The 25,788-nt window shown below is 59.4% G+C and carries 13 protein-coding genes and 5 pseudogenes; 6 read left to right on the top strand and 12 right to left on the bottom strand.

The window, feature by feature from the left end; translation table 11 throughout:
* Window positions 1-408: 408 nt before the first annotated feature.
* On the bottom strand, window positions 409-2,214 hold the full coding sequence (locus AC0IWM_RS18195) for a tetratricopeptide repeat protein (protein WP_471757245.1): 1,806 nt from the start codon (window positions 2,212-2,214) through the stop codon (window positions 409-411).
* 489 nt (window positions 2,215-2,703) lie between these two features.
* Here AC0IWM_RS18195 and AC0IWM_RS18190 point away from each other — a divergent pair.
* From AC0IWM_RS18190 to AC0IWM_RS18180, 3 genes and pseudogenes are all read left to right on the top strand, one after another.
* Window positions 2,704-3,695 (top strand): annotated as a pseudogene (locus tag AC0IWM_RS18190) (IS481 family transposase).
* Between the two features lie 349 nt (window positions 3,696-4,044).
* Complete coding sequence (locus AC0IWM_RS18185) at window positions 4,045-4,719, top strand: NAD(P)-binding protein (protein ID WP_471757324.1); 675 nt, start codon at window positions 4,045-4,047, stop codon at window positions 4,717-4,719.
* Window positions 4,695-5,081 (top strand): annotated as a pseudogene (locus AC0IWM_RS18180) (FAD-dependent oxidoreductase); the annotation flags it as partial. The gene AC0IWM_RS18185 and the pseudogene AC0IWM_RS18180, both read left to right, overlap by 25 nt.
* A gap of 712 nt (window positions 5,082-5,793) precedes the next feature.
* Here AC0IWM_RS18180 and AC0IWM_RS18175 read toward each other — a convergent pair.
* The 5 genes from AC0IWM_RS18175 to AC0IWM_RS18155 all read right to left on the bottom strand — a co-directional run bounded on the left by AC0IWM_RS18175 (window position 5,794) and on the right by AC0IWM_RS18155 (window position 13,378).
* Window positions 5,794-7,740: an alpha amylase C-terminal domain-containing protein gene (locus tag AC0IWM_RS18175; RefSeq protein WP_471757243.1), complete on the bottom strand. Its 1,947-nt coding sequence runs from the start codon at window positions 7,738-7,740 to the stop codon at window positions 5,794-5,796.
* A gap of 8 nt (window positions 7,741-7,748) precedes the next feature.
* Complete coding sequence (locus tag AC0IWM_RS18170; RefSeq protein ID WP_471757241.1) at window positions 7,749-9,077, bottom strand: hypothetical protein; 1,329 nt, start codon at window positions 9,075-9,077, stop codon at window positions 7,749-7,751.
* 11 nt (window positions 9,078-9,088) lie between these two features.
* Window positions 9,089-10,267, bottom strand: a complete 1,179-nt coding sequence (locus AC0IWM_RS18165; RefSeq protein ID WP_471757240.1) for a cupin domain-containing protein — start codon at window positions 10,265-10,267, stop codon at window positions 9,089-9,091.
* 112 nt (window positions 10,268-10,379) lie between these two features.
* On the bottom strand, window positions 10,380-12,215 hold the full coding sequence (locus tag AC0IWM_RS18160) for a GMC oxidoreductase (protein WP_471757238.1): 1,836 nt from the start codon (window positions 12,213-12,215) through the stop codon (window positions 10,380-10,382).
* Between the two features lie 35 nt (window positions 12,216-12,250).
* Window positions 12,251-13,378, bottom strand: a complete 1,128-nt coding sequence (locus AC0IWM_RS18155; protein WP_471757236.1) for a glycogen-binding domain-containing protein — start codon at window positions 13,376-13,378, stop codon at window positions 12,251-12,253.
* Between the two features lie 355 nt (window positions 13,379-13,733).
* On the opposite strand from AC0IWM_RS18155, the pseudogene AC0IWM_RS18150 reads away from it, so the two are divergent.
* Window positions 13,734-14,277: pseudogene (locus AC0IWM_RS18150) on the top strand (IS630 family transposase); the annotation flags it as partial.
* Between the two features lie 243 nt (window positions 14,278-14,520).
* Here AC0IWM_RS18150 and AC0IWM_RS18145 read toward each other — a convergent pair.
* Window positions 14,521-15,570 carry an IS110 family RNA-guided transposase gene (locus AC0IWM_RS18145; protein ID WP_471757322.1) on the bottom strand — a complete coding sequence of 350 codons (1,050 nt, stop codon included), beginning with the start codon at window positions 15,568-15,570 and terminating at the stop codon, window positions 14,521-14,523.
* Window positions 15,571-15,614: 44 nt separating this feature from the next.
* Here AC0IWM_RS18145 and AC0IWM_RS18140 point away from each other — a divergent pair.
* A pseudogene (locus tag AC0IWM_RS18140) lies at window positions 15,615-16,148 on the top strand (IS630 family transposase); the annotation flags it as partial.
* A gap of 59 nt (window positions 16,149-16,207) precedes the next feature.
* On the opposite strand, the pseudogene AC0IWM_RS18135 reads toward AC0IWM_RS18140, so the two are convergent.
* A pseudogene (locus AC0IWM_RS18135) lies at window positions 16,208-17,512 on the bottom strand (IS701 family transposase).
* Between the two features lie 182 nt (window positions 17,513-17,694).
* The gene (locus tag AC0IWM_RS18130) at window positions 17,695-18,492 is read right to left on the bottom strand and encodes a hypothetical protein (protein WP_471757234.1); all 798 of its coding nucleotides are present in this window, start codon (window positions 18,490-18,492) and stop codon (window positions 17,695-17,697) included.
* Window positions 18,493-18,774: 282 nt separating this feature from the next.
* Here AC0IWM_RS18130 and AC0IWM_RS18125 point away from each other — a divergent pair, with 282 nt between their 5' ends.
* A complete protein-coding gene (locus AC0IWM_RS18125) occupies window positions 18,775-19,827 on the top strand; it encodes a PD-(D/E)XK nuclease family protein (RefSeq protein WP_471757232.1) in 1,053 nt (350 codons plus the stop codon).
* 110 nt (window positions 19,828-19,937) lie between these two features.
* Here AC0IWM_RS18125 and AC0IWM_RS18120 read toward each other — a convergent pair whose 3' ends face one another.
* The 3 genes from AC0IWM_RS18120 to AC0IWM_RS18110 form a co-directional block, all read right to left on the bottom strand.
* On the bottom strand, window positions 19,938-21,212 hold the full coding sequence (locus tag AC0IWM_RS18120; protein ID WP_471757230.1) for an McrC family protein: 1,275 nt from the start codon (window positions 21,210-21,212) through the stop codon (window positions 19,938-19,940).
* Complete coding sequence (locus AC0IWM_RS18115) at window positions 21,209-24,187, bottom strand: AAA family ATPase (protein WP_471757228.1); 2,979 nt, start codon at window positions 24,185-24,187, stop codon at window positions 21,209-21,211. The genes AC0IWM_RS18120 and AC0IWM_RS18115 overlap by 4 nt, the downstream gene beginning before the upstream one ends.
* Window positions 24,188-24,254: 67 nt before the next feature.
* Window positions 24,255-25,526, bottom strand: a complete 1,272-nt coding sequence (locus AC0IWM_RS18110) for a tyrosine-type recombinase/integrase (RefSeq protein WP_471757226.1) — start codon at window positions 25,524-25,526, stop codon at window positions 24,255-24,257.
* Window positions 25,527-25,788: the final 262 nt, after the last annotated feature.

Below are 25,788 nucleotides of genomic sequence, written 5' to 3'. Positions count from 1 at the left end.
AAGATCAGTGCCAATGGTGGCCCCACTTTGGAGCAAAATTCAGCACTAATTTCAACGTATTGATCTGTATTCTGGAGAGGTGAACATTCGACGATTATTCACAGTACTGCCGACATGGTTGGATTCTCACCTGCCGACTTCCAGACTGCAGATGCGTTGAAGCAGACATAGCTGCAGAGGCCACTTTCGGCCCTTCACAGACCATCGGAGGGTTTGCTTAGCGGCAGCTTGATGAAGGGGGGCCTACGTCTTGGTTGGGCGAACTTTTGCTAGTCTGCTTTTGGGAATTCAGGCGGCGAAACCAGAAGTTTGTTCGGAGCGTGACCGTCACTGGCTTCATGACCACCTCGGACGCAAAGCAAAATGGATCATCCTCTCTAAAGCTGACGAGCAATGTGTCCAAAACATTCACTGTGCGGAGGGGCTACCCGTTAAACTCGAAGCCGTCAGATTAAGCTCTTGCGCTACATCCGTAACGGGCTTGAAGAATCCCGAAGTGGTATGAAAGATGAAGCACCGGGGATCCATGCCCGCTGCGACCGTCTTGAACGCATCCCCCGCTTTCTTCATGGCGGCAAATGCTTCTTGATTTCTAGATAAGCTCTTTGATTCAATGTAAGCTCTAGCATACATTGCCAACGCAAACATTTCTAATCCATAGTAATCATGGCTCATATATATCTTGTCGGCAATGGCGATTCGTATATTGATCAAGCGAAGCAGCGCTGGCGAAATACCCTCGTAGTTGAAGATAGTAAGTTCGTTTAAGGGCGTATCGTAGGCTGCTGGATTCGGACTTCCGCCGGGAGCCTTTTCTGCATCGATATGTGCGATTGCGAGTTGGGACAGGATCACGTCTCGCCTGCTCTCGCGTCGCAGATCGGCGTCGTTCGCTAGTTTGACGAATAGGTCGCGCGCATCGCTGTACTGCCCATCGGCCAGCATTGCATAACCAATGTTCGTTCGTGCATATGGAAACTTTGGGTCGATCTCTAGGGACTTCGTAAAGTAACTCTTCGCATCGGGCAGACTGCCGCGTAGTAGAGATACATACCCCATGTCGCTAAACGATCGAGCTTTGATTTCGGGATAGGTACTTTTGGCAGATGCTTTGAAAGCCAGGAACGCCTGATCGTTATCGTGGCGATAGACATAAGCTATTCCTCGAAAAATATTCGCGCTCCCGCTCGCAATTTCCCTGAAGTAAATATCATCGATCCTTTCTGAAGTGTTCGCGGCCTCCTGAAAACCAGAGATCGCTTGTGTCAAAAGGTTTTCATTGACCTTTTCGCCGCGGTTAGACTTCAAGATATGGCCACGAAGCTTGTTTACAGACTTAAAAAAGATCGCTGCATTCAAAAGAACCGGCGAAATATTTTGCGGTAAATTTTCCAATGCTACCACGGCATTGTCAAACTCGCCTCTGGCGTAGTGAAGACACGCTGACAGCAGCGGCAACCATCCTGTATTGGGACTTTCCTGCTTCAGCAGTCCTAACAGTTTGTCACCACTTCGAGCAATATCGCTTCCATTAAAGCAGAGCTCGATGATCGGATACACGGCGTTCAGATCGACATATTTTTTACCTTCGTCCGTTGTAAACCGTGTCTTTGCCTCTCCTAAAAACCGATTTTCGACGAGCTGATAAAACGAAAGGGCTAGCAGCCTCGTGATATGTCGATACTCGCTCCGGGATGGGTAGACGGCCGTTTCGGGGATTTCGTAGACAAGTGGAACCAGCGGCCGGAAGCTGATGCTCTCCGAGAAGTCGCCGAGCTTGACCGTACGTTGCTGCAATGGAAATCCGTATAGCGATGTCGAATTCTGCGAAGTTTCACGCCAAGTGCCGGCGGTTAGGGACAAGCCATCAATTGCGATGTTGATTTGGCCGGGCGGCCACTTCAGCTTCGTTCTGTTTATAGTTAGAGCACCAACCGTAACTGTTCCGACGAAAATTATAAAAGCAATGAGCGTGGTAGGACTATTTAGGACCGAACGCCCTTTAAGTCGTAAGAACCGTTTATTAGCCTCTGGTAGGAAGCCGTAGATTAATCCAACTGCGCCGCTTGTTGCCGCTTCCGCAAGTAATTTCTGAGCATCAATGTCGACGTCAAAATAATACCAACATAACCAATGAATTTGAACGAATAGAATGACCAACATTGCCAGGACGAATAAACCTGACATTCTCTTCAACCTGGACTGAACGGTCATTTGTTTTCTCAATGAAGTTCTTAGCAGATTCAATTGCTCTCGATCTGCGCATGTGAGAAATTAAATTAATTCAACATGACCACGGCAGCAAGCCTGTAATACTGAACTCGTTTGATTTTGCCAATTATTTGTGTTTGCTGTGGCAAGTTGCGGTTCTTGTCGATTCGAAGGACATCTTAGTCTATTTAGGTATAAATCTATAGAAAGTAGTTACTCTGAATAACCAATTTAAATCATTATGTAGCGTCAATGTATCAATAAAAGTACATAATTTTTGCCATTGCAAATATTATGTAGGCGGGTTTTCCGGAGGTAGACGTGAGATGTTTAAGCGTTTCGCGTTAATATAATAATGCAAGCGGCAGGAATGGATGAGCTTACATAGCAAGGCCTAAAAAAGTAGACTTGCAACTTTCCGTCAGTCAGGGTTAGTTGTTTGATCCCGGGGTTTGATGGTGCATTCTTCACGTCGGAGTGGAGGGACGCGCTATGGGCCAGGTTCTTCACGGCAGCGCCACAACGACTGAGACGATCCGTCGAGCGATCCAGCATAGTCAAGCGAGCCTGAAGGCTCTCTCGAAGCGCTACGGGATCAACCAGAAGACGGTCGCCAAGTGGAGGCAGCGACCTCCGTCGTCGACCAGCGTACAGGTCCGAAGGATCCGCGTTCGACGGTGTTGTCACCCGAGGATGAGGCAGTCGTGGTCGCCTTTCGGCGTCACACGCTTCTACCGCTCGACGACTGCCTCTACGCGCTCCAGGCAACGATCCCGCACCTGACCCGCTCGTCCCTGCATCGCTGCCTGCAGCGCCACGGCATCAGCCGATTGCCGGAGGTCGACGGTGACAAACCCAAGCGGTCGCGCTTCAAGGCCTACCCGCTCGGCTACTTCCATATCGATCTGGCCGAGGTCCACACGGCGGAGGGCCGGCTCTACCTGTTCGTCGCCATCGATCGCACGACCAAATTCGCCTTCGTCGAGCTCCACGAAAAGGCAACGCGAAGGGTTGCGGGCGACTTTCTCCGCCATCTCATCGAGGTCGTGCCCTACAAGGTGCACACGGTGCTCACCGACAACGGCACCCACTTCACCACGCCCGGCAATGTTGCCTCGGCCGCCTCCATCATCAAGGAGGCGATCGCGGCCGGCGAGACATTCCGAGCTCATAGCTTCGAGTCCGCCTGCGCCCGCAACGATATCGACCATCGCCTGACCAAGCCGCGTCACCCCTGGACCAACGGTCAGGTCGAGCGGATGAACCGCACGATCAAGGACGCGACGGTCAAACGCTATCACTACGACAGCTACGAGCAGCTCCGCGCTCACTTGGCCGACTTTGTCAGCGCCTACAACTTTGGCCGCCGCCTGAAGACCCTGCGCGGCCTTACGCCCTACGAGGCCATCTGCAAAGCATGGTCCGCAGAGCCTTCCCGCTTCAGGTCAAATCCGCTCCACCAAATACCGGGACCAAACATCTAGAACGCGGAATCCAGCAACGCGGCCGCTTACGGGTAGACAAAAAGATGGGCTGAACGATGAGGTTGAGTCGGGGGCGGAGCGTCCGCTTCAAGATGAAGGGTTCGGGTCCGGTCCCCACCCCGAGTCGAAGTCGCCGAGGGGGCGACGAATGGCCGTTTTGGTGAAGCGCTGGCGGTGGTGTTGACGGCTGGATTGGCTCGACACCGGTTGCAGCGTTCTGGTCCGCATTTTATGGATCGGCTTTTCCGAAGCAGACGTTTTTCGTGTGGCTGGACTCTGCCGACCGTGAAGCCGAGGCGCCTTGGATCGGTTCATCGCCCTCGGAGCAGAGCGTTTGACGCAGATCGAGATGCTCTCATCTCGCTGTAGGATGCCGGTGCGGAAACCGCTGAGGCATGCTTGCCTCGAGCGATCCATCGGGAATAGGGACGGCGGCATGGCCCGTATAGCGATCGTCGGTGCCGGGATTGCAGGTACAGCCGCCGCCCGACGGCTCACCATGGACGGGTTTCGCGTTCGTCTGTTCGATAAGGCCAATGGGGTTGGCGGACGCGTGGCGACCCGCAGCCTACCCGACGGACGAAGTTTCGATCATGGCGCGCAGTACCTTACGGCACGCGATCCGGGCTTCTGCGAGGTCGTCCAGATGCGGACGGACAACGGCGCAGTTGGAGCTTGGGGCGAGGCGGGCTGGTCAGTTGGGGGTGCCGAGCATGAATGCTGTCGTCCATCGGCTCGCCGTTGGGCTAGACGTGACGACGCGATGCGCGGTGACGAAACTGATCCGGGGCCGAACGGGCTGGCGACTCGCCGACGCCGTCGGTGCCATGATCGGCGATGTCTTCGACGCGGTGCTCGTGACGGCGCCGGCGCCGCAAGCCCTGATGCTGACGGCCACCGCCGGGATTTCCTGGCCGGAGCTGTCCGAAGCGCTGGAGCCGGTTCGCTACGCGCCGTGCTGGGCACTCATGATCGCCCACGCAGGCCAGCCGCTCTTCGACGGGACGCCGAGAACGCGACATGAGCGCGCCGATCGCCTGGATTGCCCGAGGCGCCACCAAGCCGGGTCGGGATACCGGGGGCGAGACCCTCGTCGTTCACGCATCCGCAGGCTGGTCGCGCCTTCATCTCGAACGCCAGCCGGACGAGATCGTCCCGCGGATGGTCGCCGAGCTATCACGGACATATCCCAGCGAAATCGAGATCCAGCATACCGCAGCACATCGCTGGCGCTACGCGATGGTCGAAGATCCTGTCGGTAAGCCATGTCTGTGGTCGCCGGATCTGCGTCTGGGCGTGGCCGGCGATAGCTGCCTCGGCGGTCGTGTCGAAGCCGCTTACCTCAGTGGAATCGCGCTGGCCGAGCGCGTCATAGTGAGCGGCTGATTGGGCGAAGGATCGCAGTGCCCAACCGCCGACTGATGGCCGCGTGGCCTCCCCACGGTCCGCGGCCGTACGTGGTCGGCAGTCCAGGTCCAGCGGGCGACGATCGACCTGTCCGGATAGGGGCAAGTTCAGGGAAACTGGTTGCACCCGCTCGTTTCGGCAACCAACAAATGACTGCCGTGGGTGGATTTTTGCTGGTCAGCTTTCGAGAAGCAAAGCGACGAAACCAGACGTTCGTTGAAACGGCAAGGATCGACGGCTTCGCGCCCATCTCGGCGATTCAGCGGGCTTTACCGGCACTTCCGAAGCGGACGTCAGCTCAGAATGCACCACACACTGGAGGCGCGGTGCCGTCGTGCCGGCACGGGCCTGGAGGCCCGACTAGCACGCGTGGTCGACGAAGTTCGAGATGCGCACACCGCACTACAGTGAGTAGGACCTCGCGGAGTTGTACAGCATGCTCGCGGTAGTAATACGTCAGCGTGGAAATCGCCTACCGTGGATATCACGAAGCCTACAGCGCGCCTTGCATCTGCGGCAAACCTCTCCTGCAGCTCCTTGTTTAAATTTCATAGGCGAACTTCGAATGTGCGGTCGGAAGCCGCTGAGGCTTTCGCGGGGCCTCCTAAAGCAGTCGCAGGGACAGGACGGTCTCATTAGCGCTCCTCCGGTATCAGATGCTATGGTGGCAAAGCCACCAAATGATAAATCTTTATAAATCTCTGTTCGACATGGTAAATATTAAAATGGAATTAGGCGGAATGGTTATTGATGCGCTCGCTGAAAGACCATGGAAGGGAATGTCTTGCGCCCATATTTCGCCGCCGTTTCCGGACACGTTGGGATCTAACAAGTGATCGTAAAAGTCACTATTGAAGGATTCAATCCATCGTCCGGAAAACGGCATGCCTACGCAGTAATTATTCAATTTTGATTCGTTCAATGATATTACAATAATAATATCTCCGCCATAGCCCTCAATCCAGCGCTGAAAAGCAAGGACCCGATTGTACTCGTCCACCACGACGATCCGAACCCCTTCACCACGCAAGGCGGGATGCCTTCGTCTCATGTGGACCAGTTCGCGCGTGAAGCGGAGATGATCCGCCATTGAGTGGTCCGTGGCGGAGAGCCCGTCCCAGTAAACGAGGACATCCGAGAAGTAGGCGGGATTGTCGCTCCATTGCTTATCCTCAAGCACCTCCTGCCCCATGAACAGCATCGGTATGCCGGGACTAGTCAGGAGGAGCCCGGTCGCGACGCGCGACCGGCTGCGGGCATACCAAGATCGCGGATTGGAGGGATCGGCGAGCTTCGGGATCCGGGCCGATCCCCTGTCCCGGTAGACCTCGTCGTGGCTCTCGACATACTCGACGCGCTTCCAGCGTGCCGGAAAGTCCGTTCGCGCGATCGTGTCGGCGACGGCCTGAAGCCCGACATGGGCGTCCCTGCCGTGGGACGCCGCGGCGAGCGCCCGGCGCACCGCCTCCCGCAGACCGTCGCTCCACGTCGCGTCGAAGCCAGCGCCGCCCTCCTCCCGGCGGCGAACTACCCATGGGTTCACATTCCAGTACTCGGCGATGTGGATGGCCTCCGGACGTCCGGTCCTGACCGTCGAGGTGATGTCCTGCAGTAATGCCCAGCCCCGGTTGCTAGATTGGTCGATGACAGTCGCCTGATCGTATCGGCAGCCGTCGATGCGGTACTCGTTCACGAAGAAGTTCGTGTTGTCGATCAGAAATTGCCTAATCTCGTCCTTCGCGAAGGCGAAGACTGGTCCGGCATGATCCTGCTCCGTGAAGTAGAGGCTCCGGTTGGGATCGCCTTGCGGCTGCTGATCGAAGAACCACAGGCCGTCGGCGTGTCCGCGTGCCTCGGCCCCCGCGTGATTCAGGACGATATCGAAGAGCACTGCGATCCCGGTGAGATGAAACAGATCGACCATCGCCTTGATCTGGTTGACCGGAACCGCGAGCACGTTCTTCGACGGCGCCGAACGGCCGCGCCGGCGGAAGAGTTCGGCAACGAAGGCGGCATCGTCATCCGACAGGGCCTCGACCGTGTAGTCCATCTCTGGGGAGAACAGGTCAACGCCGCCGTAACCCATGCTGCGAGGAGCGGCATATTCGGCGATCGGCAGGAACTGGACGGCATTGATTCCGAGACCGGCGAGATAGTCGAGGCCTCTCAGCACGTCTATCACGGTCGCGACCCGACTTCGCAGATCGGGGCCGCGCCACGTGCCGATGTGCAGCTGGTAGAGGATGAGATCGTTGAAGGCCGGAGGGCGCCAGCCGTCCGCCTGCCAGGGATAGGTGTCGGGGCGGCGGATCACGCAGTTCGAAGCTGGGTAGGCCGGCGCGGCCGTCAATTCCCGGGCATAGGGGTCGCGCTTGTAGCCCTCGCCGCCCGCCCCCTTCACGTAAAAGCGATACTCGTCTCCTTCCCCCGCCCCTGGAACGAAGCCAAGCCAATGGCCGAGGTCGCCCCGCGTTAGCGCGTTCGCCTCGGCCGCGATCCAGTTCTCGCGCCCGGAAAACCGCCCGACAACATGGACCGCGGCGGCCTGCGGCGCCCAGACACGAAATGTCGTGCCGCCGTTGACCGGATGGCCCCCCATCGGAGTGTCGGCCGCGATGTGCTGCAGGGAGAGGGGCATCGCGGACCTCAGTCGTAGCCGCCGAACATGAACAGCAGGGCGCGCTCGTCGAGGCTGTTGATGAGCGCGTGCATCTGCCCTCCCTTGACGATGCTGAGATCGCCCGGACGGATCGTCCTGATCTCGAAAGCCCGATCCCGGTCGTCGCGCTGTTCCCAGTCCGCCATGACCATCAGCGCCTTCCCCTCCATCAGCAGGAACGCCTCTTGGTTGTCGCGATGGCGGTGGATGCCGATGATGGCATCCGGTTCGAGAATGTGTAGGTCCATGTAGTCGACCGCCATGAACCGCTCCCGCCGATCTGGGGCGGGCCTGCGTCCGCAGGCGTCGAAGCTCCAATCGGTCAGGTCGCGCCCAAGTTCGGGCAGCAGATCGCGGCCGGCAGCATCGCGCCGCCTCTGCTCGTGGCCGAAATAGTTCGAGTAGAGATTGCGATATTCGAGATAGCCAAGACCGCCATGGGCGTTGCGGCTGCGTCCCACCGTCAGGAAGCCATTCCACCCGCGCTGGTTCATTGAAAATTCGAGCCGGTGGTTTCGCCCCTCCCGAGAGTCCCAGGTTTCCTGCGAGGGATCGGCGAAAGCCAGTTCGAGGCGCAGCGTTCGGGTCGGATGCAGAGCGTGGTCCGGCGCGTAGTTCAGCAGCTCGACCGCGCCGTCGGAGGCGTCCGCATCAGCCCGCGCCTTGTGCATCGGTTCGCCAAACAGGTCGGCATGTGTTCCTTTCACTAGATCGGGCCGCGCTAGAAGGAAGGAGCCCCACGCCTCCTGCGCCTTGCTGCCCAGCCCCGTCGGCGCCTCCCCGGCTTCCAGCGCCCAGAGTTCGACCCTGTAAAGCTGCGCCTCCTCGTCGAAGGGCATGACGATCGTCGATGTCGTCTGGTGATCGCCGATCTTGAGATGGAGGTGCAGATGCGAATGGCTGCAGACGCCGTCGCCTCCGAAAAGCGGCGAGGCCTGCGGTGGGCTGAAGGCGATGCTGACGAACGAGCCGATCCAGGCCTCGCCGATGGCCGCGAAGCCGCGCGCGACCTGAACCCCGGTCAGCGTGAACGCGCGCAGGTTCTGCTTCTGAAAATCCTCGCGGTTGTCTTGCCCGCGCGGATCGGCGGTCTCGGGGCCGCCTCCGGACGGTCCGTAGAAAGCAAGGGAGGCGACCGGGAAGAGGTACTGGATGCTGTCGGCCAGGTAATGTTGCCGATCGGCGGCGAGGGGAAAACCTTCGATCTCGCCGATCAGCCGCATTACCGGATTGTCGCGGTCGTAATTCGGCCTCCGCCCCCCGTCCTGACCGATGAGGAACGCTGAGCGCGCGATATCCGCCTGAACGAGTGCCATCGACGTATCTCTCAAGCGCTGTGGTACAGGAAGGCGACGAACCGGAGCGGCTTGTCCTTGGACTCATTTCTAATGCCGTGAATGCCGCCGCTCTTGGTGAAGATCACGCTTCTGGGCTTCACCTTGACGGCGCGCACCGGCTGCGGCCCGAAGCCGTAGACGTGCTGCTCGACGAGGTCCGCCCCCGAGAGCGACGGGTCGTCGTGCTCGCCCATGAAGGCGGTGCCTTCTCCTTCCGTGATGTAGTAGAGTTCCTCGCTGCCGAGGTGGCGATGAACACCTTCGAACGTTCCGGGCGGGATCGTGACTTCGTGAAAGAAGACTAGCGAACCGCTAAATTGCTGCTGCAGCACCCAGCGCATCTCAATGACGTTCAAGCCGGGAGTGTGATTGAACTCCGGGTTGCCCGGCTCCATCATGCCGTTGTCGTAGCGGACCGGCTGGATCTGGCCCACGTCGTCGACGAACCAGCCGCGCTGGAAGTAGAGCCCGTAATTGGTGTCCCTGACCGTATTCTCATCGGCATTAGGCTTCTGGGTGTTCGGGACCTGGACGTTGCGATCGAAGAAATTGTCCCACCGCGCCGCGAGCTCCTGCCTGATCTTGCGGCCGTTCGGCCACTCGACGTCGAGTTCGCCGAACGCCACCTTCACCAGATCGAAAGCGCTGGCGCCGTCCTGCAGGAGCGCCGCGAACTGGGGCAGGCAGGTGATGGAGCCCCGGTGCCCAATCAGATCGAGGATTTGGTAATCGTGCCGCTTGCCGCGCGGCAGTTCCAGCGTTTCCCAAAACTCGACCTGATACGCGCGGATCCAGGGACACCAGTGCAGCCGAACATCGACAACATTGGCCAGCAGGTCGGCCGAGGTCGGCCCGGTCGATCTCATAAAGGCGACGTAAGCCCGGATGTCGGGCGCCATGGTGCGCTGCCGCTCGCGCACCATCTCCGACAGGCGCCCGCCCCTGTATTCGATCCGCACGAAGTTCGAGAGCTTAAATCCGTCGATGTAGACCTGTCCCTTCAGGACGGTGATGTCGCTCTTCGCCCGGACTTCGTCGACGTTGTAGCGGTAGCGCGGACTGCGCGTCGCGTTGAGGTACTGCGCGTGATAGACACGGTCGGGGAAGAACACGACCTCGAAGATCTGGGCGAACGGATCGGTGGCGAGCCTGTCGAAGCGGGCGTCCATCAGGTCCTCCTTGAACGTCTTGCGACGAATCGGATGCCGGCCCGTCGCAAGCACGAGCGGCATGACAAGAAATGAGAGCTGCCGACCCGATGCAATCCAGTCGGATACGACTCTAGAAGACTTGTTTTAGCTGGTCGGCAACCCGGAAGGCGTTCGCCTGGATGGTCAGCGTCGGGTTGGCGCCGCCAGAGGTCGGCATGAACGAGCCATCCGTAACGTAGAGGTTGTCGAACCCCCACATGCGGCAGTTCGGATCGAGGACGGAGTCGTTCTCGCCGGTTCCGAAGCGCATGCCGCCGAGGATGTGGTTGGCGATCCGCACGCCGTTGCCGTAGACGGACCCGTACTCGTAGTCGTTCGGCTTGATATCCTTGATGCCGCTGGCATCCGCGCCCCTGACGAGGATATCCTTGCAGATATCAGCCATGACATTCATGACGCGCGCGTCATGGGGGTGCCATTGCTTGATGATGTGCGCCGACTTGCGGTTCCATTTGTCGCGGACAGGGTGAAGTTCGATCCGGTTGGTCATCCGTGGAATCTGATTGGCCATGAAGCTGACTGACAGGCGCGTGCCAAAGTCACGGTCGAGCCAAGTGCGCATGGCTCTCTCGCGCCGGCCCGTCTCGCGCATGAAACCGCTCCAATTGGTATCGAGGTCGGCGCTCTGGTCGTTGCGGGCTAGGGTGACCGGCAGACACTGGTCCGAGGTGTTGTTGTAGATGACGCCGCCGGCCCACATCCTGTTCGCGTCGAGGAATTCCGCGCCGGCGCATCCATCGGTTGCGTAGTCGCTATCGAGCGAGATCGACTTGTCGTAGCGCCGTCCGGTGAGCGCGGTCTCGGCGCCACCGAAGGCATGCGTCAGGAAAAAGCGTCCAAGCAGGCTGCCGTCCTCGCCGTAGCGGGCGCGGCGTCCGAAGCCGGTCGGGTCATGTTCGCAGGACAGCATTATCAGCCGGATCGATTCCACCGCCGAGCAGGCGACGACGACGACCTTGCCGGAGACGGTCTTCGTCCTGCCGCTCTCGTCGCGGAAGTGGACGCGATCGATCTTCCCGCCGCTGGATTCCAAGTGCGTGACGGCGGCGTTCGGCTGGAGTTGCAGGAACGGACCCGCCCGAGGATCCTTCAGCGTCGGGCGCAGCAGCGAGACCCAGGTGTTGGACTTGTAGCCGAGCGGATCGCCGTAGCGATTCACGTAACCGACGCGCGGCTCGCCGGCCTTGCGGCCGCTGGATGCGTGATCTTCTGTGATCACGGCGAGCGGCGTGCGGTAAGTCGCCAGCCCCAGCGCCGCCATGCCCGTCCGGGCCACCTCACTGATCGGGTTGGCCGCGAGCGGCTTCTGGTAATTGTCCGTTCCGAACGGCTTGCCCTGGCCCTGAACGGTGCCGTTTATCCCTACGAGACGCTCGGCCTTCTCGTAGTAGGGCAGAAGCTCGTCGTAATTGATCGGCCAATCCCTGACATGGTCGAGGGTATCGCCGGGATCGTCCTTGAGCGTGCGGCCTTCGTTCGCCGTCCGAAGCCGGAAGTCGCGCTCGGTGAACCGCAGCGACACGGCGCCGTAGAGCTGGGTTCCGCCTCCGACGACCTGCGCAGTGTAGCCCTCGACGGTCACCGTCGACTTTTCCTGGGGCTTATCGGGATTGGAATAGATGTGCGGCTCGTCGTTTAGGTCCGGCTCGACGTGGCTGCCGTAGAAGGAGGCGTTGGTGTTCGCCATGTCCGGAATGGTGATGATGCGCTCCGGCCCGGCATTGAACATCTCGTCCCGCTTGAAGTCGCTAAGCGCGAACGGCCCGCGGTCGTCGTCGCCCTGGGTCCTGAGCAGCGGTCCCTTCTCGAGCACGAGGACTCTCATCCCGCTGCGGGCGAGTTCGTAGGCGATCGGCGCGCCCCCTGCTCCGCTTCCGATCACGACGACGTCGAACTCGGCTTCCATGTCGATTTCCCCCGACCAACGCAGGCCAACACAAATCAACCCAGATATTCGATGCTCTGTCCGTAGGGGCGCTCGGTCGTGCGCTGCCAGTCGAAGGCCGTCGTCGGCGGCAAGGCCGGGTCGGTCACACGGTAGCTGTCGGCGAGATAGGCCCAGGTCATCGCGCCGAAATTACCGCCATACTTCGGATGACAGAACGCCCCGGTCCACGCGTGTCGCCTGAGCAGGTTCACGAAGTAGGTCGGGTTGTCGTAGCGGTTCAGATCCCATCCATCGACGACGATAGCGCTCCAGGGAGTGCCGGCCGACATATCCTCGTAGAGCTTGTTGTAACCTACGGCGGGCCGTTGATCGCCGGGCTCACGGCTCGCGTCGCTCGGAATCCGCTCAATCGCGATGCCGGGGAACCGGCGGCGCAACACCTGCGCGATCATGTCGAGGCAGGCCCGGTAGCCCGCAAGATGGTGCCGCTCCTCGCGAGCCAGGATCTTATCGATGTAGTTTGCTGCGCCGATCGAAACGTCCAAACGATGCAGATTCGGAATCTGCGCGGTGGCGGCGCCGCGTTCGAGAAAGATGCGGGCCTGCTCGTCCTCGAACGGCAAGATCTGGCGAACCAAGCGATCGACCAGCGTGAACTCCCAGCGCTCTAGGACGACGGACTCTTGGTACTCCCACGTGAAGAACGACGACCAGACGCCGCCGTCCGAATGCTGGAAAAGCTGCGGGTTGACCGGATCGAGGACGGACGATCCGTCGACGAGGAAGCGGTAGCGATGCCGGTGGCCGCGCCGGACCTTCAGGGTCACGGCGTGGTAAAGCGTGTCGCCGACCCGCTTCATCTCGATCGGTTGATTGAGCGCGCCCGCAGTCGTGACCAGCGCGACGACAACGAACCGGGGCCCGCCGATAGGCTCTTTGAGCACGAAAGTGACGTCGTTGAAGTCTGTGTAAGCGCCGCTTTCGAGTTCCTTACGTGAACTCGGTTCATGCGCATCGATGATCGGAAAGCGCCAAGCATCGCTGATGCGCGCGCGCTCATGTTCGTCTTCCAAGCCAAAGTAGGAATGTCTCGGATCTTGATTGTCACGTGCGAGGAAGCGTGCGCAATGATTTAATATGTATTCATCGCTCTTATTAATTAGAGTTGCCGGCATTGCCATGACCTCTTTCTAGATCAAATTCTGACAAAGCAATATGGTCAGCCGTCTGCAACGTAAGCAATTTAAAGCCTCCTCAGAGCTCGTCGTCAATCTATTTTTTCAGCCTCCGCTTTCGAAAATTGACATGGACGATCAGATATTTGATCCCAGGGTCTGATGGTGCAGACTTCACGCCTCTGTGGAATTGACCTGACGGGATTTTGAACCGAGCTGGGTAAGAGGCTACTGCACGGCCGCTGCCATGTGTAGCCGGAAGGCCAGATCCGGGTAGCTGATAGGCGCGGGCAGCCGATAGCCTAGTGCAGTGACGCGGACTGATGATTCACGCGGGTCGTGAAGCGTGCGAGTCTGTGCCATGGCTCAGACTGTCTGTGTACTCCTCGATGACGCCACGATGTTCCAGTTGGCCGGGATCGCGGGTGACCGCTCCCGTCCCCTCAACCACATCCTGCGCGCCCGGATCGTCCTGCTTTCAGGCAAGCGCCTGACCGTGCAAGAAGTGGCTCGGCAAGCCGGCGTCAGTCGGCCCGCGGTCTGGCGCCGGCAGCAGCGCTTTGCCGAGGCGGCCGTCGAGCGCCTGCTACGCGACAAGACCCGCCCACCCGGCACGCCGCCGCATTCCACGCGGACGGTGGCGGAGGTGCTTGCACTGACCTGTTCGGGGCCGCCGGACGAGGTCACCCACTGGACCGGGCGCGCCCTGGCCAAGCGCGTCGGGATCTCCTTGCGCGCCGTGCAACGGATCTTGGAAGCGCACCGCCTGCAGCCGCACCGGGTGCGCACGTTCAAGCGTTCGCACGACCCGGCCTTCGCTGCGAAGGTCGAGGATGTGGTGGGTCACAACAAAAGAACCGCCCGCCCATGCCGTCGTGCTGTCCATCGACGAGAAGAGCCATGTGTGGATGGCCCCCGGCTCGCAAGCGAAAAGTTGATGGATGTGATCGGTGTGCTTGCAGTCATGTGTCCGCCTGTTCGCGCGGCGCACACGGCCGCTGGCCACGATGGACGTCCGCAGGCTGGGACCTCATCAGATCCTCGGGTTCGAAACCCTGCTCTTCTTCAGGTTGACCCAGCCCGTCGGTGCGACCGACACTCCCATCATCCTCTCTCTCAGCAAGCGTTTCGAGGCAGACCGCAGGCCCTCATGAGGCTGTCGCGATCGGCCGATAGCTTTCTCCGCGAAGCAGGATTGCCCAAGCGATCCGAGCGGTCTTGTTGGCGAGCGCTACTGCAACCTTCAACCGTGCGCAGCGTGCCAGAAGGCCCTGTATCCATGGATTGGCTTTGGCTGCCTTCGAGCGCAGCAGAACCGTCTGCGCCCCGACGATGAGCAATCGCCGCAGGTATTGATCACCCCTTCGGGTGATCCGCCCCAGTCGCTGCTTTCCGCCGGTCGACTTCTGACGGGGTGTCAATCCTAGCCACGCTGCAAATTCCCGCCCGCTGCGAAAGGCGGCGGCGTCGGCGACCGTGGCGGTGATCGCCGAAGCGATGAGGGGCCCGATGCCGGGGATCGTCGCCAGGCGCTGGCTCGTTGGGTTCGCCTTGTGCCACGCTGCAATCTTCGCATCGACCGCATCAATTTGAGCGTCTACGGCATCGAGGGCTGAAGCCAGGCAATCGAGGGTCGCACGCGCCAGCTCCGGCACGGCCATGTCCGCGCGCATGGTCTCTAACAGACGCCGGACATGCGAGGGACCTTGGGCCTCGATCAGTCCGAACTCGGCCAGGTGCCCGCGCAGCGCATTGATCAACTGGGTTCGCTGACGCACGAGCAACTCCCGAGCGCGATGCAGCACGAGCACGGCCTGCTGTTCCTCGCTCTTGATGGGCACGAACCGCATGGAAGGCCGCGTCACAGCCTCGCAAATGGCGACAGCATCTACCGCATCGTTCTTGTCTCGCTTCAGGTAAGCTTTGACGTATTGAGGCGGAATGAGGCGCACCTCGTGTCCCAATCGGCGCAGTTCCGGCGCCCAGAAGTGAGCCGTGGCACAGGCCTCCATCCCAACCCGACACGGCGGTAGTTTTGCGAAGTAGGTCAGGACCTGTGCACGACGGAGGCGTAGCTTCTCGACGACCGCTTCGTTTGCATCGACGGCGTGAACCTGGAAAACATGCTTGTCTAAATCGAGACCGAGCGTTGTGATCTGCGTGACGGATGGCTCCTGTCCTGTGACCTTCGACGACACCAGCTTGGCACACTGATACCGGTAGAAGGGGCCATCCACCCCATCAGATCCAGGCCCTGGAGCGCACGCGCCCCGACCGGCCCCTCGGACCCGGGCATCCGGCCGCGCAGACGCACGATTATATCCGCCACGGCACCACGACGCTGTTTGCCGCCCTCGACGTCCTGCACGGCAGGGTGCTCGGCCGCTGCATGCAGCGCCATCGCCATGGTGAGTTCATCCGTTTCCTCAACGCAGTCGAGGCCGCGGTCCCTGTGGGCAAGGTGATCCACGTGGTGCTCGACAACTACGGAAGCCACAAGCACCCGAAGGTGCGCGCCTGGCTCGCCCGCCATCTGCGCTGGACCTTCCGCTTCACCCCGACCTCGGCCTCATGGCTCAATGCGGTCGAAGGCTTCTTCTCCACGCTCACGCGCCGCCGCCTGCAACGGGGCACCTTCACCGGTGTCGTCGATCTTCAGGCTGCCATCAAACGCTACATCGCCGAGCACAACCGCAGCGCCCGCCCCTTCGTCTGGACCAAACCCGCAGCAGCAATCCTCAACGCCCTCAATCGTGCCACTGAACCATCCGTCTGAGTCAGTGCACTAGCACTACTTTGGCAGATTGATCTCAAGGCGGTTGATCGAGCACAGCGTCACAGTGCGGGCATCGCCGCGGTGGTGGCCGGCTGAGGTGATCCAGGATGGCTTGCCGGATCGCCGGCATCGAGGGATGGGGCGGTGGGCAGGCGATTGTTTTTTTTCCGCCCGGCTGCTGCGAGGCGCCGGGACTGGAGGAAGGCGTAGGCCATCATCGTCATCAGCGCATGGCGATGCAGACCGGTCCAGGAGCGGCCCTCGAAGTGATCGAGGCCGAGCTCCTCCTTCATCTGCTGATGAGCCTGCTCGCAGATCCAGCGTGCCTTGATCATGGCGGCGAGCTGCTTGAGGGTCGCATCGGCGGGCAGGTTCGAGAGGTAGAACTTGCGCTCGCCTGAGCCGCGCTCCTCGCGGACCAGCCAGACGGCTTCCCCAGGCAGGTGCTGGTTGCCTCGTGTGCCGATCCGCTGCGTCGGACCATCGGCCATCCGGACGCGCAACGCACAGAAGCGCGCCCGCAGCCGACCCTTGGTGCCGTGCCGCCAGGTCACCGACCGGCCGGTCATGTCCGCCAGGATCGTCTCGGCCGCGACCGAGACCTAGTCCGGCACGTGACGCTGGCGCGGTCGCCCACGCCCCGCGACGGGGAAGATCATCGCCACGTCGGCCGGGTAGACCTTGTTGCGCCCCGAAATCCCGACGGCCCATCTCAGACCGCGCGCGCTCAGGGCCTGCCGGAATGGAGCAGAGCAGCCGTAACCCGCATCGGCCAGCACGCAGCCGAAGCGCACGCCCCCCTCCTGGACCCGGTCGATCTCCGCGACGGCGATCTCCAGCTTGGTGCGGGCCGTGCGCCGATCCTCGGGAACGCCGGCCGATGCCATCCGGTCCGGGTCGCTCGTCCAAGTCTCGGGCAGGAACAGCGCCAGGCCGACCGCCACAGGCACCTCGCCCCGTGCCAGCGTGAGCGACACCAGCGTCTGGCAGTTGGCGGTCTTGCCCAGCGTCGTGGCGTATTGCGGTGCCACGCCGACCGAGCGGTTGCCCTTCTTCGGCAAGGCGGTGTCGTCGACGACGAGGATCGCATCCGAACCGCCGACCAGGCGATCGGCCTCGCCGAGAAGCGCCTGCTGCAGCGGCGCCTCATCCCAGATCCCGGCCGCGATGAAGTGGTGGAGCCGATCATAGGGAACCTCATCGGCCCGCGCCGCCATCGGCTGGACGCTCTTGCGGTCGCCCAGGCCGATCAACCCGGCCACGTAGAGCGGGCACATCGCCCGGCGCGCCGGATGCGACAGGGCCGCCAGGAACGGCTGAAGCCACCGATCCAGGTCGTCACGCCACTCCGCAGCCGCCGGCATCGCGATCCCCCCAAGCCCATCGCCGTGGCTTGCGAATCCGCAAAAACCTACCGTGTTCCCTCAGTCTGCCAAAGTAGTGCTAGGGACAGATGCGACCGGACGCGGTTGTTAGGTGTCCTGCCACATCCCGATCACACTGGCGAGCTTCGCACTGACCTGAAGCACTGAAAATCAGGCGGGTTTCACTCTGTGTGAATGGGGGGAAGCTGAATCTTCTGTGCTGTCTTCGCCATCAAGAGAGACACAGCCCTCCGCAGAACTTGCTCATGCGGGTCCCATGGGGTTCCGGGCCCGACCTGATCCTCGTTGAAACCGAAGACGATCAGTCGAGGCTGCGGATCAAGATTCAATCGCGCGCCTTTAGCGATCTCACGGATAAGTGGATGCGGCTCACGTCCGAACATAGCATCGACTTGGACGCGGATTCGGCAGGCGTTTTCGTAGGCGGTAAGAACCTGTTTGCGGCGAGTGGACTCTGACACATAGGTCCGGTAGTTTTGTAGTTGCCGCCCCAGCACGCGGGGTTCAAACTTCTTAGAGCGGAGTTCGCCATTTGCGAACAGCTTGGCCTCGTAGAAGGCAAGTCGGACCTCCGCCACGTGTTGCTCTAAAGCGACAATGTCCATGCGATTGGCGACCTTCTTGTCGCCTGGCGTGACAACGTCGTTCGCGGGAAGCGCCATCTCAACGTCTATGACCAAAGCATGCTGGTCCGCGATAACGGCGACACCCTTCTTCTCGCCTCCAGCATATTTCCTTGCTGCCTCCACCCAACCTGCCAAGGTGCCAGGACCAGTGTAGTGCTGAACTACGCGGTGCTCACGACCTTCCGAAACTACCGCACCGTCAAAGTCGAGATAGTCATCGACTGCGTCAATGCTGGAGACGTACTTGCGGTGGAGCTTGCACCGCACACGTAAGTCTTGGTTCCTCCGCGTGTCGAAGGCGACCTTCAGGACTGATTGCCCTTCAGCGTACATGTTGAAATAGCCGTCCCTCAGTGCGAACAAGAGTGGACGTGATGTGCCGGTCGCCCTGTCCATGTACCTGAAAGCTAGAACATCTTGCCACCACGCACATCTTTCCAAGAGATGTCCTAGAGCTCCGTCGGGCAGTCTACGCTTAAATTGGTTTGTCAACCAAGTCTCCAGCGAAAAATTAAAATTTGGAGCAGCATAAGGAAATAGATACAAAAAGACTTAGGAAATACATTTTGCTCGATACCTAGACTTCCTGTGATACTGTCGCCTTTGGAGGATTCAATGGGATATCAAGAAATATTTAGTCAGTACAGCAAAATTAGTCGAGAATATAGATCTGAGACATTTCTCGATTTAATCAAGCAATCTCATAAAGAGCTTGTTTGGTCAAGGCTCTTAGCTTACTTTTTAGATCCGCAACGTGGTCAGGAGATGTCATCGTTATGGTTGAGTTCATTATCCAGTGCCTTGAACATCTCTCTAGAAGGCGAACGGGTAGAAGATGTCAAAGTCGAAGAAGCAACTTATAATGGAAAATCAATCGATATTTTCTTGATCACATCAAAATATGCTATAGCGATTGAGAATAAAATTTACGCAGGTCTCTATAACGATTTTGACGAGTATAAACGGCACACTGAGAGCTTTGCGAAAAACACGGGGCGGTCCAGTGTTCTGGTGCTTTTAACTCTTTTACCGCTCTCCGATGCTCCACCGAAAGGATTTCAGAGTATTTCTTGGAAAAGCCTGAGTTACGAAGTTCGGTCTCGTTACGGGTTGTCTATGTTGGCATCCGTCACCCAACAGTCTATATATTTTCATGAATTTATGGCTACTATTAGCGGAATATTGCAGGAGAGAGGGATGAATTCGGAATTTGTAGATTTCGTCGTGCGCAATCGTAAGGACTTAGATAGGCTTTTTTCTGATCTGCAGCTACTGCGAAACGATCTCTATGCAAAATCGGCTCGATTTGAGCAAGACATTTCGCAATTTGTGTCGAGCAGTCAATTTACATCGAAGCAGTATAGAGTAAAAAGCGATCCATTTTTTTCGACCACATTCTTTGATATTCTGACAAAAAGTGGTATTAAGCTCGCTGTCGATGTCGTATTTGAGCCCACGGGGGTAAAAACACAGATTTTTACGCGCGAACGCAGTAAGATCATACAGATTATTCCATTGCTGCAAACTGCCGGAATCGCTTCCTCAGCTGATGAGGACAGTCGTCAGCTATGGAATGTACATTTTTCGCGCGACGAAGACACTGCTCAGATCGCTGCTCAGGTGGCGGGATTACTAGGTAAGATTGAAGTTATAGCTCAGGGTATATAGATTGCTCACCTTTTTTGGCGCTCCGACACCGCTTATAGGTCTCAGCTTCATAAGGATTAAATTACTCAAGGGTTATGTCTGCGAATGATCATTCAATTGTGTCCACTTCTTTAATTGAATAACGCGCGTAGCCGTTCCATCAGTCCCACACCCGACCCGACGTCAATTGTCGCGATGTTGAGCTGCTCGCCGCAGCCAGGAACGTTGATATAGTATGCATCTGCGATCGGCCCTGCACCGAGGCCCTGATGATGCGGGTACAGCAGCGTCACACGCGAACAGTCGTATAGCCGGCCGTAGGCCATCATCTGGTAGACGTCGGCTTGACTCACCCCCTGCTTCGGGTCATCGATGCGACTCGCCAACCGCTTCCACTTGGTGTCAATTACTTGCTCGATTGCAGTGCCGCGCTTCACCAGGATGTCAGGTTTCGTCTGAAAGAGCATGCGCTTCTCTGCATCCCGCAGACAGAATAGCCGCCCACCCTGCACCGCCACATGCCGTTCGCTTCCCGCCAAAGCCAGTACAAGCATCCGAGCGACATACTCCTCAAACAACGTATTCATTTCGAACAGCAGAGAGAATCCCTGCGCACCTCCACTCGACGTTGTCTGAAAACGATCGCTAAGTAGCAGCCGGGCAAGGTCGACCAACGCGCGCCAGCGTTCGTTGCTACGGTCGATCACCACTTCATTCCAGCGCAGTTCAATCGCAGGCACATCGGCGATATCAGCGTAGGCGAAGGCGAGCTCGGCTAGCCTCCGCTGGTTGTCGCCCGCACGCGCTAGCCGCCGCAGCCGCGTCACTGCTGCCTTCATAATGCGATTAAGCACGACGTCGGCTGAGAGTGCGTCAAAGCGGCAGGCCAGTCGCTGTGGGCTGGCCGCGAGCGTGGTGAACTGGCGTGGTACGTCGAGCCGGCCGCGAAGCGCAGGTAAGTCTTCCATATGCGCGATGTAGCGCCGTGGCATTCCCCGCCTAACCGTGTCGGCGAGACGCGTCGAGAACAGTCTGATCAGGATTTCGAGCAAGGTCTCCTGCTGTTCATCGTGTGCGGCGATCTCGCCCGCTTCGACGCGTAAATCTAGTGCCACCGCGAGCATGTGGACGAGACGACGGCGCACGCCGCCGGTGCCGCCCGCCCCATCGATCTTGGGCAGGATCTCCAGCGTCGCGCCCTCGGCCACCACCACGCCGACTACACCTCGTGCCCGCAGCCCCTTGCGGCGGTGCTCCAGCACACCTTCACCACCACGCCCTGATAAGGGTGACGCCGCTGCCACTTTCGCTAGCCGTATCGCGAGTGGTTCCGGAATCAGCTTTGAATCCGACGGATCAAGCCCATGAGGCAGGAGTTCCCACTCGTAGAGGGTGCGCGCGATCAACGAGTAGCCTTCACGACCTTGTCGTAGGTGAATTCACCTAAGCCTCGCACGGTCCAGCGATATCGGAACGATGCCTCTTGCCCGCCTCCCTCGGGATAGGGCGATGGAAGCGCACGGCGGTCCAGGAAGCCGCCTTCATAAGTCTTGCCGTCGTCCGGAAAATTGTCGCCCAACACGGCGGCGACCTTCGGCCAATCCTCGTAGAAATACTCGGATAAAAGTGGAATCACCTTTTGTCGCATCACGTTATCGACGTCGTCGCGCTGAACACAATGCATAAAATATGCATGTCCAATCCGATGCTCGCGATCAAAAAAGTATTCGATACGGTCATTCAGGGTAGTGAGAAGCTCTTTAAGGTCGATCGTTTCAACCGATTCAAGCAGGTCTGCTCGCGGCACTAGTTCTTCGAAAGTGAAGCGCCGCCGAAGCGCTGTATCGAGCAACGCGATTGAGCGGTCCGCCGTGTTCATCGTGCCAACGATGTGGAGGTTAGCAGGCACCCCAAAGAGATCACCTGAATAGGGTAGCCGCACATTCAGCGCGTTTGTGCGACCAAGTCGTTTGTCAACCTCCAGCAAGGTGATAAGTTCGCCAAATACCTTAGAAATATTCGCGCGGTTAATTTCGTCGATCACCAGAACGAACGGTTCCGGGGCACCCGACCCATCTCCTTGACTATTTGCGTATCGCTCCAGCGCCGGAATATTGACGTCGCTTGAAGACATCTCATAGGTGGTCCGCTGACTGAAGCTGCGGGCATAGATTTCCTCCACCGACGCGCCATCGCGATCTACCCACAGCCAGCGAACATCTCGCCTGTGCCCGTAGTTGCCGCCCTCACGCGGAGCGAAGCGGTATTTGCCATTAACGACGCCGATGGCTCTAAAAATTTTTGTGCCCTTCGACACGATCACCACGTCGCCCTCGCGCATCCAGTTCCGGAAGATATGCGGCATCTGAACGACCCCGCTCTGCGCATTGAGCTTAGTGCCCAGCGGCGCGATGGCCTGGCATGCCGCCATGATCTCGTCCCGTTTTTCGAACCTGGGATCTGACCAATCGATATCGTCGAAGCCAAGCACGATATGGCCCTCTTCAATCGCCTCCTCGAAGAGGTGGGCGTCATCGGGGTTCGTCGCGTCGCCGAGCGACATCTTAAACACTTTTCGGTCGCCGAGGGCGAAAGCACGGCTGCCTGATCGGGTACTGGTCTCTGCCCGCCGCGCGATACGGCGAAAGATGCCTGGTGTCGGAACCAGGCGGAAACCGCCAGAGAGCGGTAAACCATCGTCGTCGGTCGAGCTCGGCCGCAGGCCTTCCACGAACTCCTCGTATGCCATCGACTGATGAAAGGTGACGAACTCGATCCTACCCGCCTCCGCGAGCCCTTGGTAGAGCTTCATCAGCTCCACGCGATCCGTCGGGGGCTCCTCGCCGCACAGTCGAACCGCCTCTTGGGCGCTGCGGTAGGTCTTGCCCGTGCCGGGAGGGCCGTAGAGGATGAGGTTGGTGGTCATGTTGGTTCTGTCCCGGGGAAAGGCTTCGCTCTGCTCTCGCTGATGTTCGACATCGTATTCGTCGGGCCAAAAGCCTATGTCGCGCTCGGTGTTGGAGCAGCTAGACAACAGTTCGTGGTGTTCCGTTGCCCAAAGTATCAATGCGTCGTTGATGGGCAGAAGGTCGTTCCCATCTGGCTTGAGGGGGGCGGGAGCGTTGCGGCGCAGGAACATCCGGGGAGGTGACCCGTCGACCACCCCGACGACCTCTTGCGCGTTACGGCCAAGTGGTCTGTTCCCATACCTCAGCTGGTAAGGAGGAATGTTTACAAAGTACCAATCTAGACCCGTTTGATGAATGGCCTGCACGAACGCTATAAAGGCCTTCTTCTGATCCCCGGACCATCGTTGTCGCGCCTGCTTAAATCCCTCGTTTACGTCAAAGTGGGAAAGGATATTGTCGTCGGAGTGCGGGTCCAGGTTGCGGTCACCGCATGTCGCGAGCACGAAGCCATGAACGTCCCATAGGTCACATGGTCTCCAGCCCCAACTAATCATCGCGGACCGAATCTGCTCCGCTAGGTCGAGCACGTCTCGGTACTCCGCGGCTGTCATCGGTTTGTCGGCTAGTAAGAAGCGATTGTTGAGCACCTTGCTTGCATTCGAATAGTATTGGTAACGGACGCTAATTGCCCGGTCGGGAGCGACCAGCGCCAGCAAAGTGGATGGGACGACGCGGGTATCCCGATGCGGCTTGCCGTCAGCGCTTGTTTGCAGCTGCGGCCAAAATTCCGAGTTGAAGCGCTCGATAGCGGATGGAGGGTCTTCGCTGCCCCCTAGGAGGTTTACCACGGCTTCGTCAAAACGCGCAGGATCGACGTCCCTAGCTCGCGGCGTGCGCCAGACGACGTCACCATCCATAAATGGAGACCGCATGCCGCGCGATTGCAGGCGGGAAGCTGCGAGTAGATCGTCGAGGATGGCTGCGGCATCGGTTCGATGTTGCGCGACTGCTGCGAGTAGTTCGTCTACTCGGATCCTATACCTCTCGCGGTAGGTCCCCGTAGTGGCTTGGAAACGGCCCAGCTTCTCGAAATCTGGATAAGCCCGCAGGAAACGAGTGCGCAGGTGAACCAACGCCATCTCGTTCTCGCCCGCGTGCGCGCTTGCCTTTGCAGCGATGCCGAGCCGCTCTGCGATCCGCTCATCCAGTTCGTAGCTGACCAGCTTGTCAGCACCAAATCGGAGATAATTGACCGGGCCTCCGCTTACTTGCTGCACGCGAGCTGGCAATCGGTCGACCAACATCGCCTTGGCGATTTCCTCGACCGTGGCGAGTTCTAGAGCATCCTCTGCCCGATTCGACGTACCGATCGGCTTCACGCGGAATGCTGAGCGGCTGTTCGTTCGGTTGTAGTTTCGCACCGGCTGGTACGACACTCCATCCCGATCCTTGAAAATCAGTTCGCCGCTCACCGTTCCTCATCCTTCGCGCCGTCAAAGCGACATTGGTGCCCAAGTAGAGGCCGGCCATACGGCTCGTCTAGCCTCGATCGCTCGCGGAACTGGTCACGTCCGCCGACTGCCAGTTCGTGTCGTTCGTAACCGATAAGCCAGGACGTTTAGTTCGTATTGTCGTGATCGCTGCGGCGCCCTGCAATTTTTCCTCTATGAAGTCAGCTACGCGCTGGGCAGCGCTGGCAACGTGACCGGCCGACGGCCTGACATAGCGGGAAGTCACGTCGTTCCTATCCTTCGCGTGGTTCAACAAAAGCTTGATCGTATAGGGGTCGACTCCGGCCTCAGCGCACGCGGTGGCGTAGGTGCGCCGCAGATCGTGCGGCCAGACGCCCGGGAATGCCCTCAGCTCTCGCATGTTCAGGACGTGGCCGCATGCGCTATCCGCTGGGAAGACCCACGGACTGGCGGAGTGGAGTTGCTCTGCCGCCACGCGCGCTTCCTCGACTATGTCTCGCATTTGTCGAGTGACCGGGAGATCGTAGGCTCGAGTGCGGCCACCCTTTGGGTTCGGGCGGTGGAGCGCGCCTTCGCCCACGTCCTTCCATTGGATCGTTGCTGCATCCGTCATGCGTAGGCCGGAGAACAGCAGGAGCTTCCAATAGGCGCGTCGAACCGGGTTGCACACTGAATGGACCTGGCCCCACCAACCAGGCAGTTCCTCCCAGGTCAGCATGCGGCGCGTGCCTCGCTCCTTGTAGAACTCCACGGCGACGCACGGGCTCGCCGGAAGGTCATCGGCCAATCGCTTGTCGGCATAGTTGTAGACGGTTCGCAGCAGACGGGCGCCGTGGTTGGCGGCAGTGGGCCCAATCGAACCCCATCCCTCATGCCAAGCTCGTACCTCGCGCCGTGTAAGGGTGTGCAGCTCGCGGGCGGCGTGAGGGGCGAGCATCTTTTTCCAGTTGTGCTCGTTGAGCGACAGCGTCTTGGGTGAGGCCTCCTTGCGCACCAGCGCCTTGGTGTACTCGGCGAAAGCGTCCGCAAGGGTTAGCCGCGCTTGCTCGGTTAGAGCCTGCTCTTTGATGATGTCACGCCCCTGGCGAGCCGCGGCCATGATCTCGACAGCCTTGGCGCGAGCGTCGCCAACCGCCAGTTCATTGACCCGGCCGAGCGTTACCTTCCGTTGGCGGCTGCCCACGCGATAGTGGACGAAGAAGGTGCCTGGCCCGTTCTTTCCACGATACGCGCCGAGCCCCCGCGACTCAGTGTCCCAAACGACCATCTGAGTTGCGCCTTTTTCGGGCTCGACCAAGTAGCGAGACAGGCTGGTGGAAGTAAACTTGAACCGTCGCACGCGCGTCGCTCCGCTGTAGCAGCTATGGAGCAGGCGGCGTCCAGCTCCATGAAGCTAGGTACTGCGTGTAGCGGAAGAAGCGAATACGGCTGAAGAGCTTGGGATACTTCGTCTAGCTCGGGGAAGCTAAAGGAAACTCACAGTTCCTGCTTGGGAAGCTGACGTTCTACCACTGAACTACGCCCGCGCCGCGCGGACCGGTAAGCCGCTGCGGTGACACTGTTGGCCACGAGCGCGACCATATCAGACCCGCACCCGTTGT

The organism is Methylobacterium sp. AC433 (assembly GCF_979253015.1).
Note: the sequence above shows the minus strand (reverse complement) of the source record. Positions and strands in the feature narration are given on the sequence as shown.

Bases quoted from the DNA above. Each gene is read 5' to 3' on its own strand.
- AC0IWM_RS18155 (WP_471757236.1), bottom strand. From the start codon at position 13,378: ATGGCAATGCCGGCAACTCTAATTAATAAGAGCGATGAATACATATTA.
- AC0IWM_RS18185 (WP_471757324.1), top strand. From the start codon at position 4,045: ATGCTCTCATCTCGCTGTAGGATGCCGGTGCGGAAACCGCTGAGGCAT.
- AC0IWM_RS18160 (WP_471757238.1), bottom strand. From the start codon at position 12,215: ATGGAAGCCGAGTTCGACGTCGTCGTGATCGGAAGCGGAGCAGGGGGC.
- AC0IWM_RS18130 (WP_471757234.1), bottom strand. From the start codon at position 18,492: ATGTACGCTGAAGGGCAATCAGTCCTGAAGGTCGCCTTCGACACGCGG.
- AC0IWM_RS18175 (WP_471757243.1), bottom strand. From the start codon at position 7,740: ATGCCCCTCTCCCTGCAGCACATCGCGGCCGACACTCCGATGGGGGGC.
- AC0IWM_RS18165 (WP_471757240.1), bottom strand. From the start codon at position 10,267: ATGGACGCCCGCTTCGACAGGCTCGCCACCGATCCGTTCGCCCAGATC.
- AC0IWM_RS18170 (WP_471757241.1), bottom strand. From the start codon at position 9,077: ATGGCACTCGTTCAGGCGGATATCGCGCGCTCAGCGTTCCTCATCGGT.
- AC0IWM_RS18195 (WP_471757245.1), bottom strand. From the start codon at position 2,214: ATGACCGTTCAGTCCAGGTTGAAGAGAATGTCAGGTTTATTCGTCCTG.
- AC0IWM_RS18125 (WP_471757232.1), top strand. From the start codon at position 18,775: ATGGGATATCAAGAAATATTTAGTCAGTACAGCAAAATTAGTCGAGAA.